This is a genomic window from Aquipuribacter sp. SD81, assembly GCF_037153975.1.
Lineage (GTDB): Bacteria > Actinomycetota > Actinomycetes > Actinomycetales > JBBAYJ01 > Aquipuribacter.
This window is the reverse complement of sequence record NZ_JBBAYJ010000009.1, coordinates 103,568-117,587: the sequence shown is the minus strand read 5'-3', so window position 1 is coordinate 117,587 and position 14,020 is coordinate 103,568. Positions and strand designations below refer to the sequence as shown.

General features: G+C 72.2%; 13 protein-coding genes. 3 read left to right on the top strand and 10 right to left on the bottom strand.

Features of this window, described 5'->3' with window-relative positions; all coding sequences use genetic code 11:
• Positions 1–37: 37 nt before the first annotated feature.
• From WAA21_RS07425 to WAA21_RS07400, 6 genes are all read right to left on the bottom strand, one after another.
• Positions 38–1,072 carry an ABC transporter permease gene (locus tag WAA21_RS07425; RefSeq protein ID WP_336922136.1) on the bottom strand — a complete coding sequence of 345 codons (1,035 nt, stop codon included), beginning with the start codon at positions 1,070–1,072 and terminating at the stop codon, positions 38–40.
• Positions 1,069–2,169 (bottom strand): ABC transporter permease, encoded by a 1,101-nt coding sequence (locus tag WAA21_RS07420; protein WP_336922135.1) that lies wholly within the window; start codon positions 2,167–2,169, stop codon positions 1,069–1,071. The genes WAA21_RS07425 and WAA21_RS07420 overlap by 4 nt, the downstream gene beginning before the upstream one ends.
• Complete coding sequence (locus tag WAA21_RS07415) at positions 2,166–3,674, bottom strand: sugar ABC transporter ATP-binding protein (RefSeq protein WP_336922134.1); 1,509 nt, start codon at positions 3,672–3,674, stop codon at positions 2,166–2,168. Before WAA21_RS07415 ends, WAA21_RS07420 begins: the two co-directional genes overlap by 4 nt.
• On the bottom strand, positions 3,671–4,816 hold the full coding sequence (locus tag WAA21_RS07410; protein ID WP_336922133.1) for a Gfo/Idh/MocA family protein: 1,146 nt from the start codon (positions 4,814–4,816) through the stop codon (positions 3,671–3,673). The genes WAA21_RS07415 and WAA21_RS07410 overlap by 4 nt, the downstream gene beginning before the upstream one ends.
• Positions 4,817–5,177: 361 nt before the next feature.
• Entirely contained in the window at positions 5,178–5,666 is a 489-nt protein-coding gene (gene sufU / locus WAA21_RS07405) for a Fe-S cluster assembly sulfur transfer protein SufU (protein ID WP_336922132.1), read from the bottom strand.
• Complete coding sequence (locus WAA21_RS07400) at positions 5,663–6,970, bottom strand: cysteine desulfurase (RefSeq protein WP_336922131.1); 1,308 nt, start codon at positions 6,968–6,970, stop codon at positions 5,663–5,665. The genes sufU and WAA21_RS07400 overlap by 4 nt, the downstream gene beginning before the upstream one ends.
• Before the next feature lie 85 nt (positions 6,971–7,055).
• On the opposite strand from WAA21_RS07400, the gene WAA21_RS07395 reads away from it, so the two are divergent.
• From WAA21_RS07395 to WAA21_RS07385, 3 genes are all read left to right on the top strand, one after another.
• Positions 7,056–8,702: an ABC-F family ATP-binding cassette domain-containing protein gene (locus WAA21_RS07395; RefSeq protein WP_336922130.1), complete on the top strand. Its 1,647-nt coding sequence runs from the start codon at positions 7,056–7,058 to the stop codon at positions 8,700–8,702.
• Between the two features lie 678 nt (positions 8,703–9,380).
• On the top strand, positions 9,381–10,121 hold the full coding sequence (locus tag WAA21_RS07390) for a hypothetical protein (protein WP_336922129.1): 741 nt from the start codon (positions 9,381–9,383) through the stop codon (positions 10,119–10,121).
• 365 nt (positions 10,122–10,486) lie between these two features.
• On the top strand, positions 10,487–10,681 hold the full coding sequence (locus WAA21_RS07385; protein ID WP_336922128.1) for a hypothetical protein: 195 nt from the start codon (positions 10,487–10,489) through the stop codon (positions 10,679–10,681).
• Here the strand turns inward: WAA21_RS07385 and WAA21_RS07380 are convergent.
• The 4 genes from WAA21_RS07380 to WAA21_RS07365 form a co-directional block, all read right to left on the bottom strand.
• Complete coding sequence (locus tag WAA21_RS07380; protein ID WP_336922127.1) at positions 10,678–11,127, bottom strand: nuclear transport factor 2 family protein; 450 nt, start codon at positions 11,125–11,127, stop codon at positions 10,678–10,680. The two genes, WAA21_RS07385 and WAA21_RS07380, sit on opposite strands and share 4 nt — an antisense overlap.
• Positions 11,128–11,137: 10 nt before the next feature.
• Positions 11,138–11,908, bottom strand: a complete 771-nt coding sequence (gene otsB, locus WAA21_RS07375; RefSeq protein ID WP_336922126.1) for a trehalose-phosphatase — start codon at positions 11,906–11,908, stop codon at positions 11,138–11,140.
• A complete protein-coding gene (otsA, locus tag WAA21_RS07370; RefSeq protein WP_336922125.1) occupies positions 11,905–13,377 on the bottom strand; it encodes an alpha,alpha-trehalose-phosphate synthase (UDP-forming) in 1,473 nt (490 codons plus the stop codon). Before otsA ends, otsB begins: the two co-directional genes overlap by 4 nt.
• A gap of 114 nt (positions 13,378–13,491) precedes the next feature.
• Positions 13,492–13,986, bottom strand: coding sequence for a pyridoxamine 5'-phosphate oxidase family protein (locus tag WAA21_RS07365; RefSeq protein ID WP_336922124.1), 495 nt, complete (start codon positions 13,984–13,986; stop codon positions 13,492–13,494).
• Between the last annotated feature and the right edge of the window lie 34 nt (positions 13,987–14,020).

The window sequence follows — 14,020 nt, the reverse complement described above, 5'->3', positions numbered from 1 at the left end:
GGGTTGTGGGTGGAGCACGGGTGGTGCACCCGGCCGGTCAGCCGGTGGCTACGGGGGTCCTCTCGGACTCGCTGCGGTGCGGCGGCGCGGGCGGCGCCGAGGTGGCGCGGTCCCGGCCGCGGGCCGCGTACGCGACGGCGGCGATGATGATCACGCCCTGCAGGACGGGCCGCGTCGTCGAGGGCAGGTCGAGCTGGGTGAAGAGCCGGTCGATCGCCTGGTAGGTGAGCGCGCCCGCGATCGCGGCCACGACCGTCCCCTTGCCGCCGCCGAGCACGACCCCGCCGAGCACGACGGCGGTGATGGCGACGAACTCCAGGCCCTGGCCGACCTGGGCGGTGACGCCCGCGAACCCGCCGATGAGGACCGCGGCGAGCGTGGCGAGCACGCTGGACAGCACGAAGGCGGCCGTGCGGACCCGCCACACGGTCACCCCGGCGTAGCCGGCGGCCACGTCGTTGTCGCCGGTGGACACGAGCGTGCGCCCGAACGGGGCGCGCATGAGCAGCACGGCGGCGACGGCGACGACGACTGCGATGAGCAGCGCCCACGGCAGCTGCCGCAGCACGGGCATGTCGATGCCGCTGCGGCCCCACTGCCGGAACGACTCCGACAGCGCCCCGGTCGGCGCGCCGCCGGTCCACACCCGGATCGCGCCGTTGAGCACGAGGAGCATGCCGAGCGTCGTGATGAACGACGGGACGCGGAGCAGGGTGGTGACGAGGCCGTTGACGAGACCGACGACGACCGCGAAGCCGAGCATGAGGAGCATGACGGGGACGGTGTTCGCCTCCTCGCCGTCGATGAGCCGCGCGGCGATGACGACCTGCGCGCCGACCAGCGCCCCGACCGACAGGTCGAACTCGCCGGACACGATGACGAAGTACTGCCCGATCGCGAGCACCACGAGCGGCGCGGCCGCGCGCAGGAACGCCATGAGCGACGGGGGCTCGACGAAGCTCGGGTTGAGCACGGCGATCGCGACGAGCACGGCGACGAGCAGCGCGAAGATCGTCGCGGAGCCGCTGGTGAACCGGCTGACGGTGTCGCGGACGGTGCCGAGCGCGCTCATGCCGGGGCTCCTTGGTCGACGGCGCTGGGTCTGCCCTTCCCGCGCCCGAGGTCGGCGAAGCGCCGGCGGCGGGCGTTGGGGTCGATCTGGCGGCGGGCGTACAGGGCGACGGCGGCGACGATGATCACGCCGCGGAGCACGTCGCGGAAGAACGGGTCGACCTGCAGCAGGTTGAAGACCGTGTCCATCGTCGCGAGGATCAGGACGCCCGCGACGGTGCCGGCGATGCCGCCGCGACCGCCCATGAGCAGCGTGCCGCCGAGCACGACGGCCGCGATCGAGTCGAGGTCGTAGCCGGCGCTGTAGATCTGCACCGACACGCCGGTGCTGAACCGGGAGGCGAGCAGGAGGCCGGCGATGCCCGCGGCCGTCGAGCACAGCACGTGGGCGAGCACGAGCGTGCGGTCGGTGCGGATGCCCGACAGTCGCGCGACGTCGCGGTTGCCCCCGACGGCGTACATCGCGTACCCGGCGCGGGTGCGGTGCAGCAGCACGTAGGCGAGCACCGCGACCCCGAGCATGACGGCCGTCGACAGCGGCACGACGCCGATGCGCGTGTAGCCGAAGTTCTGGAAGCTCGGCGCCACGGTGCCCGCCGGTCCCTGGTACTGCGTGTCGAGGTAGCCCTTGATGATGAGGCCGAGCCCCAGCGTCGCGATGAAGGGGTTGACCCGTCCCTTCGTCACGACGAGGCCGTTGACGAGGCCGAGCAGCGCGGAGACCGCGAGCGCCGCACCGATGCCGAGCAGGATGCGCTCCTGCTGCCCCGCCATGACGGTCGCTCCGATGATGCTCGCGAGGGCGGCGACGTAGCCGACGGACAGGTCGAGGGAGCGGTTGAGGATGACGAGCGTCTGGCCGATGGCGAGGAACCCGAGCACGCTCGTGCGGCTCAGCAGGTTGACGACGTTGTTGCCGGCGAGCAGGTTCGTGCCGTCCAGCGCCACGAGCACGGTGCCGACGAGCAGGATGAGGACGAACGCGAGCCAGATGATCGCGGTCGAGCCGAGGTGCAGGCGGCGTCGCCGCGGGGCCTCGGACCGGGCGGCCGAGGTGCGCTCCCCCGCGTCGGGCCGCTCGCTCGTGGGTGCGCTCACGCCAGCTCCCCCGCCCCGGTCGCCTCGGCCATGACGGCCTCCTCGTCGCTGCCGCCTGGCAGCTCTGCGGCCACCCGGCCGTCGCGGAGGACCACGACGCGGTCGGCCATGCCGATGACCTCGGTGAGCTCGCTGGAGATGAGGAGGACGGCGACGGCCTTGGCGGCCTGCTCGCGGACGATCTCGTAGACGGCCTGCTTGGCGCCGACGTCGATGCCGCGGGTGGGCTCGTCGAGCACGAGCACCGACGGCTCGGTGACGAGCCACTTCGCGAGCACGACCTTCTGCTGGTTGCCGCCGGACAGGAAGCGCACCTCGCGCGAGCCGGCGCGGGCGGTGAACTCCAGCGAGGACAGGATGCCGGGGATCGACGCCGAGCGGCGCCCGGCCTGGCGCGGCATGACGGCGTCGAGCACGAGGCGGGCGTTGGCGAGCACCCCCTGCTCGAGCGCGAGGCCCTGCGCCTTGCGGTCCTCGGTGACGAGGGCGAGCCCGGCCCGCACGGCCTCGCGCGGCGAGCGCGGGCGCACGTCGCGGCCGTCGACGCGCATGGTGCCGCGGGTGAAGGGGACCGTGCCGAACAGCGCGTTGGCCAGCTCGGTGCGCCCGCTGCCCTGGAGGCCGGCGAGGCCGACGACCTCACCGGCGCGGACCGTCAGGTCGACCCCGTCGACGTCGGCGTTGCCGGCGGCGACGAGCTCGAGGCGGACGTCGCCGACCTCGCTGCCCTCGCGGCGGCCGGGGAAGCGCGCGCTCACGGAGCGCCCGACCATGCTGCGGACGAGCTCCTCGGGGCTCGTGCGGGCCGTGTCGACGGTCTCGACGAGGGCACCGTCCTTGAGGACGGTGATGCGGTCGCACAGGTCGAAGATCTCGGCGAGGCGGTGCGACACGTAGAGGATCGCGATGCCGCGCTCCTTGAGCGTCCGCACGAGCCGGTACAGCAGCTGCACCTCCGCGCCGGACAGGGCCGCGGTGGGCTCGTCCATGCTGATGAGGCGGGCGTCGGTCGACAGCGCCTTGACGATCTCGACGACCTGCTGCTGCGCGACCGACAGCGACCCGACGCGGTCGCCGGGCGAGATGCCGCCGACGCCGAGGTCGGCGAGCAGCGCCTCGGTGTCGCGGTTCATCTGCCGCGCGTCCACGAGCCCGAGGCGCCCGCGCGGCTCGCGGCCGAGGTAGACGTTCTCCGCGACGGTCCGCTCCGGCAGGAGGTTGAACTCCTGGAACACCGTCGACACGCCCGCGCGCTGCGCCTGCAGCGGGTGCTCGAAGACGACGGCCTCGCCGTCGAGCTCGACGGTCCCGCCGTCCGCCTTCTGCACCCCGGCGAGGATCTTCATGAGGGTCGACTTGCCGGCCCCGTTCTCGCCGACCAGCGCGTGGACCTCCCCCGGCAGGACCTCCATGTCGATGCCGTGGAGCACGTCGACCCCGAAGAAGCTCTTGGTGACCCCGCTCACGCGGACGATGGGCGTGGCCGGCGCCTGCACCGTCGTCATGCCGGGACCGTCACCCAGCTCGAGCCGCGGGCCGCCTGCAGGACGGCGTCCACGACGGCGGCCGAGCGCGCGCCGTCGGCGAAGGTGGGCAGCCCGTCGGGGGTCTCGCCGCGGACGGCGGCGGCGGTGTCCTCGACGAAGGCGTTGAAGCAGTCCTGGTAGCCCTGCGGGTGCCCGGCCGGCACGCGGTTGTAGCGCGCGGCGGCGGGGGCCATCACCTCGTCGTCGCGCACGAGCAGCTCCGACGCGCCGCGCCGGCCGTGCCACAGCCGCTCCGGGTCCTCCTGGTCGAAGGCGAGGGTGCCGTCGGTGCCCGACACCTCCAGCCACAGCCGGTTCTTGCGCCCGGGCGAGACCTGGCTGACGACCGTCGCGCCGCACACGCCGGCGTCGGTCCGCAGCTGCAGGGTGACGAGGTCCTCGGTGAGGACGTCGCGGTCGCCGCGGCGCGGGGTGACGGTGCACACCTGCGCGCTGACGGACTCGATGCGCTGCCCGGTGACGAACTCCATGAGGTCGCACCAGTGCGAGCCGATGTCGGCGAAGGCCCGGCTCGCGCCTCCGGTGGTGGCGTCCACGCGCCAGTTGTCGTCGTCGGCGCGGGCGAGCCAGTCCTGCAGGTAGGAGCCGTGCACGAGCACGAGGCGGCCGAGGCCGCCGGCGCGGACCCGCTCGCGCGCCTCCCGGACCATCGGGTGGAACCGGTAGACGAACGGCACGGTGCCGACCCGGCCCGCGCGCTCGGCGGCCTCGCGCAGCTCGGCGGCGTCGGCCGCGGTGGTCGCGAGCGGCTTCTCGCACACCACGTGCTTGCCGGCCTCGATCGCGGCGAGGGCGATGGCGTGGTGGGAGGAGTTCGGCGTGCACACGTGGACGACCTCGACGTCGTCGTCGGCCACGAGCGCGTCGATGTCGTCGTGGTGGCGCCCGACGCCCAGCCGGGCGGCGGCGCGGCGGCCGCTGTCGGCGTCGCGGCCGGCGACCGCGACGACCGTCCCGCCCGAGGCGCGGACGGCGCGGGCGTGCACCTCCCCCATGAAGCCGCCGCCCACGATGGCCGCCCGGTACCCGGCGGTGCGGACGACCTCGAGGGGGTCCCCGGAGGCACGTCGTTCAGCGATGACCGCGTCGATGAGGTCCACGAAGGGGAACCTAGGCGGATGTTTTGCGACGGGTCAAGCAAAAGTCTGCAACTGCTAGGTCACTAAGACATAACACCGTGCGTTAGGTGCGCTAACAGTTGCCGATTCAACGACTGTGAGCGCGCACATGCGTACCTGCGCGACATTCCTGTCGACGAACGGCGCGCGTACGTCGGCGTTCCTGTCGACGTACGCCGCGTACGTCTGCGTTCCTGCCGACGCCCGCCGCGTACGACGACGTTCCTGTCGACACACGGCGCGTAAGTCGACATTCCTGCCGACACATGGCGCGTACGTCTGCGTTCCTGTCGACACACGGCGCGTAAGTCGACATTCTGCCGACGTACGGCGCGGGCGTCCGTCAGTGAGGCGTGGCCTCCACGAGCGCCTGCCGGACGGCCGTCCAGCCGAGCAGCGCGCACTTGACCCGCGCCGGGTAGCGGGCGACTCCCGCGAACGCGGGTGCGTCACCGAGGGCGTCGGCGAGGTCGTCGGGCAGCGTGTCGAGCGGGTCCATCGTCGTGAGCCCGCGCGTCGTCACGATCTCGTGGAACGCGCTGTACGCGTCGACGACGTCCTGCACGGTGCGGCCGGCGAGCGCCTCGGCCATGACCGAGGTGGAGGCCTGGCTGATCGAGCAGCCGTGCGCGTCGTACGACACGTCCTGCACGACGCGGGCGGGCCCGTCGCCGTCGCCGAGGGTGAGGCGGAGCGTCACCTCGTCCCCGCACACGGGGTTGACCTGGTGCACCTCGGTGTCGAACGGGGCGCGCAGCCCCGCCCGTCGCGGTCGCTTGCTGTGCTCGAGGATCGTCTCGCGGTAGAGCTCCTCGAGGGCGGTGTCGGTCATGCGCTGCCTCCCACGGCGACTCGGACCGGTGCGACGTCGAAGAACCGCTGCACGTCGCGGAGCGCGGAGAGCAGCGCGTCCACGTCGGCCTCGGTCGAGTACACGTGCGTGCTCGCGCGGACGGTCGCCTGCACGCCGAGGCGACGGTGCAGCGGCCACGCGCAGTGGTGCCCGACGCGGACGGCGACGCCCCGGTCGTCGAGCACCTGCCCGACGTCGTGGGCATGGACGCCGTCGACGGTGAAGGCGACGGTCCCGCCCCGCTCGAGCGGCCCGTCCGGTCCGGACCCGGGCAGCGGGCCGACGACGCGGACGCCGCCGAGGTCGGCGAGCCCGTCGAGCAGGCGCGAGGCGAGCAGCCGCTCGTGCGCGGCGACGGTGTCCATGCCGATCGTCTCGAGGTAGTCGACGGCCGCGGCGAGGCCGACGGCCTGGCTCACCATCGGCACGCCGGCCTCGAACTTCTGCGGCGGGGCGGCGTAGGTCGAGCCCTCCATGCGGACGACCTCGATCATCGACCCGCCGGTGAGGAACGGCGGCATCTGCTCCAGCAGGTCGCGCCGGCCCCACAAGCACCCGATGCCGGTGGGCCCGAGCATCTTGTGCCCGGACCACGCGGCGAGGTCGACCCCGAGGGCGGGCAGGTCGACGGGCAGGTGCGGCACCGACTGGCACGCGTCGAGCACGACGAGCGCCCCGACGGCCTTGGCACGGCGGACGAGCTCGGCGACGGGCGCGACGGTGCCCAGCACGTTGCTCACGTGGGTGAAGGCGACGACCTTCGTCCGCTCGCCGAGCTCGAGGGAGTCGAGGTCGAGCCGGCCGTCGTCGGTGAGGCCGTACCAGCGCAGCGTCGCGCCGGTGCGCCGGCACAGCTCCTGCCAGGGCACGAGGTTGGCGTGGTGCTCCATCTCGGTCACGACGACCTCGTCACCCGGGCGCAGCGCGAGGTGCTCCGCGCCGGGGGTGTGGCTCGCGTTGCCGAGGGAGTACGCGGCGAGGTTGAGGCCCTCGGTGGCGTTCTTCGTCAGCACGACGTCCTGCGCGTCGGCGCCCACGAACCCGGCGATGCGGGCGCGGGCGGCCTCGTAGGCGTCCGTCGCCTCCTCGGCGAGGGCGTGCGCGCCGCGGTGGACGGCGGCGTGGCTCGTCTCGGCGAAGCGGCGCTCGGCGTCGAGCACGCTCGTCGGCCGCTGGCTGGTGGCGCCGGAGTCGAGGTAGACGAGCGGGCGGCCATCGCGGACGGTCCTCGCGAGGATGGGGAAGTCCCCCCGGAGGTCCGCGCCCGGTCGCCGTCCCGTCATGCCCTCCACCGTACTCCCTTTAGGTACCGGCACCGTTGCGTAAATGGGTCGAGGCCTTCGAGGGGCGACTGGGAGGATGACGGCCGTGTCCGCCACCCTCGTCGCCCGCGGCCTGGCCGCCGGGCACGCCGACCGCGTGCTGTTCGCCGACCTCGACCTCGTCGTGGCGCCGGGCGACGTGGTCGGCCTGGTCGGGGTGAACGGGGCCGGCAAGTCGACGCTCCTGCGGGTGCTGTCCGGCCTGCACGCACCCGAGGCGGGCTCGGTGGCGATCACCCCGCCGACCGCGACGGTCGGCTACCTCGCGCAGGAGCCGGAGCGGGTGCCGGGCGAGACCGTCATGGCCTACCTCGCGCGGCGCACCGGCGTGACCGACGCGCAGACGGCGCTCGACGCGGCCACCGAGGCGCTCAGCGCGGGCGAGGCCGGCGCCGACGACACCTACGCCGACGCCCTGGAGCGCTGGCTCTCGCTCGGCGGCGCGGACCTCGACGAGCGCGCGGGCGAGGTGCTGGCGGAGGTGGGGCTCGGGGTGTCGGTCGAGGCGGAGATGACGTCGCTGTCCGGCGGTCAGGCCGCCCGGGCGGGGCTCGCGGCTCTGCTGCTGTCGCGCTTCGACGTCGTACTGCTCGACGAGCCCACGAACGACCTCGACCTCGACGGCCTGGCCCGGCTCGAGCGCTTCGTGCAGGGCCTGCGGGCGCCCGCGGTCGTGGTGTCGCACGACCGCGAGTTCCTCGCCCGCACAGTCACGCGGGTGGTCGAGCTCGACCTGGTCCAGCAGCAGGTCAACGTGTACGGCGGCGGGTACGAGGCGTACCTGCACGAGCGCGAGGTGGCGCGACGCCGGGCGCGCGAGGCCTACGAGGAGTACGCCGACACGGTGTCGGGGCTGCAGGAGCGCTCACGCATGCAGCGCGGCTGGGCGGACAAGGGCGTGCGGGCCGCACGGAGCAAGGCGGTGCGCCGCGGGGAGCCGGACAAGAACATCCGCGCGCACATGCAGGCCACGAGCGAGAAGCAGGCGGCCAAGGCCCGCCAGACCGAGCGCATGATCGAGCGGCTGGAGGAGGTCGAGGAGCCCCGCAAGGAGTGGGAGCTCCGCTACTCCATCGCCGCCGCGCCGCGGGGGTCGTCAGTGGTCGCGACCGCGCGCGGGGCGGTCGTGCGGCGGGGCTCGTTCACCCTCGGCCCGGTCGACCTCCAGCTCGACGCCGGCGACCGGGTCGCGGTGACGGGCCCGAACGGCGCCGGCAAGACCACCCTGCTCGCGCTGCTGCTCGGGCGGCTGGAGCCGGACGAGGGCGAGGTGTCGCTCGGCACCTCGGTCGCGATCGGCGAGGTCGACCAGGTCCGCGGCGTGCTGACCGGCGACGAGCCCTTGCTGGAGGCGGTGCGCACGCACCTGCCCGACCTGCCGCCCGCGGAGGTGCGGACGCTGCTCGCGAAGTTCGGCCTCAAGGCGGCGCACGTGCACCGCCCGGTCGGCAACCTCTCCCCTGGCGAGCGCACTCGCGCCGCGCTCGCGGTCCTGCAGGCCCGCGGGGTCAACCTGCTCGTGCTGGACGAGCCGACGAACCACCTCGACCTCGCCGCCATCGAGCAGCTGGAGGAGGCGCTGGCCGCCTACACCGGCACGCTGCTGCTGGTCACGCACGACCGGCGGATGCTCGACGCGGTGGCGGTGGACCGGCGGTGGCGGGTGGTCGACGGCCAGGTCGCCGACGACTGACACCTGAAGGTTCTGACGCGCGACGCTAGGCTTTCCAGGTCCTGGCATCAGCCGCCCCGGCGCCGCGCATATGAGGCAGGCCCAGGCACGGACCCGGATGTTGGCCGGGCGCGTGCTCCGTACTCCGGAGCTCCGCCGTGCCGTCTTGCAGCAAGATTTCTTACCCCACCGCCCGGGCCGCGTACCTCGCACTCAGAGCCATCCGCACGGCCAAGCTGAGCGCCGGCGGTCGGGCGCCGCGTGCGATCCACCCGTGCGACGAGTGCCGCGCGTGGCACGTCACGTCGCGGAGAGCGACAGGGAGACGCGCTCGACGTTGGCAACAGGGTAGGGCGCATCTGACCTGAGCAACCCGACCAGTTCTCAAAACACCCCTATGGGGCTTGCTCGCCCTGACTAGGTTCTTGGCGTGCCAAGTCAGACGGTGTACGTCAGGACACGCCTAAGCGTGCGCGGAATTCACATCGCTCGCGGCGAGATGATTCACCTGACTTTCGACGAATGCTACGTTTCACTATCGGACGCTCAGCACCCCCGCTCCCCTAGTACGAAGGTTGCCCTACTCGAGGGCGTGTCCGCGGGTGCGGCCACGAGTCGTGAGTGCGTTGCAAGAGTGGATGGACCGATGGCGGGAGGATAACCGGGCCGACCCCTTTCAGCCGGACGCGCCACCGCACTATGAGCAGCAAGGATGTACAGGACTTCTACTACGGCCTACGAAGTTCTTCCCATATGGCATGCAAACGTGTTCTGGAAGGTCTCCGCTGGCGTTTCGGGTACGACTCTCCGCATAGTCCCTATGCTTTCATTGATTCGCATTGGTCCCTCGACCGAGGCAGATGGCAGGAGGTTCCGCTACAAGCATCGGCGACTGTTCGCCAAGCCCGTTCGTTCCGCCTCATCGATTCCACACGGCAGGCCGCACAGCAGATTCTGGACACAGGAACGGGTGAGCCACTAGCACACCAGTTGCTGCGCGAAGCCCAGGACGTAGCGCTTCAGAATCCCCGCAGCGCGCTCGTGATTGGACTTGCAGCGGTAGAGGCCGGCTTCAAGGCGCTGGTGGGTGATCTCATTCCGGACGCTTCCTGGATGGTGGAAAACGTGCCATCGCCCCCACTCGTCAGAATGCTCAAGGACTACTTGCCGACGCTGCCCGCGCGAAATGATCTGGACGGTCGACGGGTTGCCGCACCGAAGTACGTACGCACGCTGATGACCAATGCGGTGGAGGAGCGAAACAGGGTTGTTCACGTTGGTAGGTCCACCTTCACGTCGGAGAACTTGCGTGAGACGCTAGACGCAGCACGCGACCTTCTCTATCTGTTCGACCTCTACGCCGGTAACGGCTGGGCCAGGGATCAGCTAAGCGCTCATTTTCTCGCCGCCGCGCGCAATGAGGCTTCGTCCTCTTCGTAGAGGGCGAATGACGCGTCGTGGCGGTGCCGTGCGCACGGTGTCGGACCAGGCGGTGCGTCCTTTCCCACGGTGCACGGTGTAGGTGCGTGAGGAACCGGTCAAGGGCGCGAAGCGGACTTTTGTCCGCTGTGAAGGACGGACCGGAGACTGCCACGGCGGGAAGGACGACCCGTCCCAGCCACGGAGAGGCTGGGACGTGTCGCGCCGGGGTGGGCGGTGTGTTGCGGCGGCAGCGTCCCATCTTGGCGTGAGACGCGTCCTCAAAGTCAGCTCTACGGAGGCCTTTCTCGGCAAGAACCTCATGCATCTGCGGCCTCCGCCATGCTGGGTCGATGGGAGCCCGCAGATCGCCGATACGAGGTCTGGTGCTCACCGTCGCCAGTCTGGCGTTCGTGACCGCCTTCTTTCTCACCTGGCCGACTCACGGCGACGCTCGCGGCAACTTCACGACGCTGGGTCTGCGCGTGCCGTGGTACGGCTACGAGGTGCCGTTCCTCATCGCTACAGCGACGGCTGTCGTCGTGGCTGTCATCGCAATGCGACGCAGTCGGTCGAGCTAGCGAATGTCCGCGCTCTCCCCGTACAGGTGGAAGTGGGCCACGGCCTCCCGCCGGCTGATCCGCCACTCGCCGTGCTCGCGCACGTACGTGTCCTTGTAGCAGCCGCCGCCGCGGACCCAGCGGCCGTCGGTCATCTCGACGGTGACGTCGACGTCGCTCTCGCCGGTGGCGCGGTCGGCGCCGGGCTCGATGTCGAGCACGAGGTTGGCGCTCCAGTGGTGCATCTGGCCGAAGGCGTCCCACTGGCGCTTGGCCGCGTCGAGGATCGCGTCGTGGCCGCGGAACACCTGCTCCGGCCCGACCTGCCACACCGCGTCGTGCGACCACACCGCCATGAACCGGTCGGCATCGCGCTTGTCGACGCCGTGGCAGTACTCGTGGACGAGGCGCGTGATCTGCGACTCGCTCAGCAGCAGGTCCAGGGCGGCACGGGCGTCGTTGTCCACCTCCGCGACCTTACGCCCGATCTGCTCCGCGCAGCAGACCCACGAGCTCTTGGAGCACCTCGGTCACGTCCTCCGGCGAGTCGACCCGCCACCGCGCCCGGGTCTCCCCGTCGCCGACCTTGACGCCGACATCTCCCCTGGCCTCATCCAGCACGGCGAACGCGTCCTCGTCGGTCACGTCGTCGCCGGCGTACAGCGTGGCCTCGGCCCCGTGCTGCTCGGCGAGCACCTGGACGGCCTGGCCCTTGTCGGCCGCGACGACCGACAGCTCGACCACGTCGTGCCCGGTCCGCACGTGCACGCCGTCCCACGCTGCCGGGCCGTCGAACACGACCTGCTGCACGCGCTCGGTGTCCTCGTCCGAGGCGAGCCGAGTGTGCAGCACGACCGTCGTGGGCTTGTGCTCCGCCGATGCGCCCGGCACCCCGTCGACCGCCTCCTGCACCGCCACCAGCGCCCGCGCGAGCAGGTCGGCGGCCTCCGGCGGCAGGTCGACGTCGTCGCCGGTCTCCGCACCGTGCCCGCCCACGAGCACGACCCCGGCGGGCGAGCCCGACACCGCCGCGAGGCTCTCGAGGGACCGACCCGAGACGAAGGCGACGGTCACGCCGTCGAGCCCGACGAGGGCGTCGACCGCCTCCGCCGTCCCCGGCAGCGCCCGCGAGGTCGACGGGTCGTCGACCAGGGGCGCGCACACGCCGTCGAAGTCGAGGGCGACGAGCAGCGGGCGGCGAGCGGCGAAGGCCTCCAGCGCGGGGCCGAGACCGTCGGGCACGCTCACCGCTCGCGCTCCCCCGACCCGCTCTCGATGCCCGACCCGCCGTCCCGGGCGCCGACCCGGCCCTGCAGGGAGCCGAGGAATTCCTGCGCCCAGCGCTCGACGTCGTGCTCCTTGACCCGCCGGCGCAGCGCGCGCATGCGGCGGCGCCGCTCCTCCCGCGACATGGACGCGGCGCGGGTGATGGCGGCCTTGGTGCCGTCGATGTCGTGGGGGTTGACGAGCACCGCCTGCGCGAGCTCGTCGGCGGCGCCCGCGAACTCGCTGAGCACGAGCACACCGTCGTCGTCGTGGCGGGCGGCCACGTACTCCTTGGCCACGAGGTTCATGCCGTCGCGCAGGGCGGTCACGAGCATGACGTCGGCCGCGAGGTACAGCGCGGCCATCTCGTTGCGAGGGAACGACTGGTGCAGGTAGTGCACCGGCTGCCAGCCGACCGTGCCGTGGTCGCCGTTGAGGCGCCCGACGATGAGCTCCACCTCGTCGCGCAGGTCGGAGTACGCCTTGACCCGCTCCCGCGACGGGCTCGCGACCTGCACGAGGACGACCTGCTTGTCGCCGAGGGCGCCGTCCTCGATGAGCTCCTTGAAGATGCTGAGCCGGTGGCGGATGCCCTTGGTGTAGTCGAGGCGGTCGACGCCGAGCAGCACGAGGTCGGGGTCGCCGAGCTCCTTGCGGACCTCCGCGGCCCGCGCCACCACGGCGGAGTCGCTCGCGAGCTCCTCGAACGACCGCGCGTCGATCGAGATGGGGAAGGCGGCCGCGCGGACCGCCCGGTGCCCGTCGCCCTCGCCGCCGTGCCCGACGTGCACGCTCGAGCCGCGCGTGGTGGCGCCCGCGGCGCGCCGGCACGCGCGGAGGAAGTTCGTCGCGTCGGAGCGGCGCTGGAACCCCACGAGGTCGGACCCGAGCACGCCCTCGATGACCTGCCGCCGCCACGGCAGCTGGCTGAAGATCTCGTACCCCGGGAACGGGATGTGGTTGAAGAAGCCGATGCGCAGGTCCGGGCGCTGCTCGCGCAGCATGGCCGGCACGAGCAGCAGCTGGTAGTCCTGCACCCACACCGTGGCGCCGGAGTCGGCCTGCGCGGCCGCGGCCTCGGCGAAGCGGCGGTTGACGCGCACGTAGGCGTCCCACCAGTGCCGGTGGTACTCCGGCGCGGCGATGACGTCGTGGAACAGCGGCCACAGCGTGCCGTTGCTCATGCCCTCGTAGTAGTCCTCGACGTCCTGCCCGCTCAGCTCGACCGGCACCAGGTGCATGCCGTCGGAGTCGAACGCGTCGCCGGACTCGTCGGGCGCGCCGGCCCAGCCGACCCACGCCCCGTGCTGCGACCGCATGACCGGCGCGAGCGCGGTGACGAGCCCCCCGGGCGACGTCTCGTACAGCGGCTCCCCGTCGTCGGTCGTGCCGACCTTGTCGACGGGCAGCCGGTTGGCCACGACCACGAAGTCGTACTGACCGCTGGGCAAGGTGCTCCTCCTGACCAGGGGCCTGTTCCCGCACACACCCCCTCGCCGCCCAGCATGGTGGGTCGGTCCGGGGACGGCCAGCGCTGGTGATCTACCGGCCGCCCCCGGCGCGGGCTACGGCAGGTCGACGGTGCGGTTCTCGGCGGGGAACGCGTCGGGGTCGTCGTGGCGGATCGCCTTGACCATGCCGAGGAGCTGCTTGACCTTGCTCTCCGAGGCGTCCCAGTACTCCGCGGTGTCCGCGTGGACCTTGATGAGCGCGAGCCCGGGCGTGGCCAGGCCGTCGGGGAACCACGCCTCCAGCGGCTTCGCCCACAGCTCCTCCGCCTTCGCCCGGTCGTGGACGACCTCGGCGGTGCCGGAGATCGACGTCCACTCGCTGTCGCCGTCGTTCGCCAGCGACACGTTGACCCGCGGCTCGGCCTCGATCTGACGGGCCTTGTCGGAGTCGTCGTAGGTGAAGAACCACAGGTCGCCGTCGAACTCGGCGTCCTGCACGGCCATCGGCCGGCTCACCCGGTCACCGCCCGGCGTCGTGGTCGTGAGCATGGCCGTGCGGGCCCGCCCGATGAGCTCAACCACGGTGGCGCGGCCGTCGTCGTCCGTCATGTCGTTCCCTTCGGTAGCCCCCCGCACTCGGGTA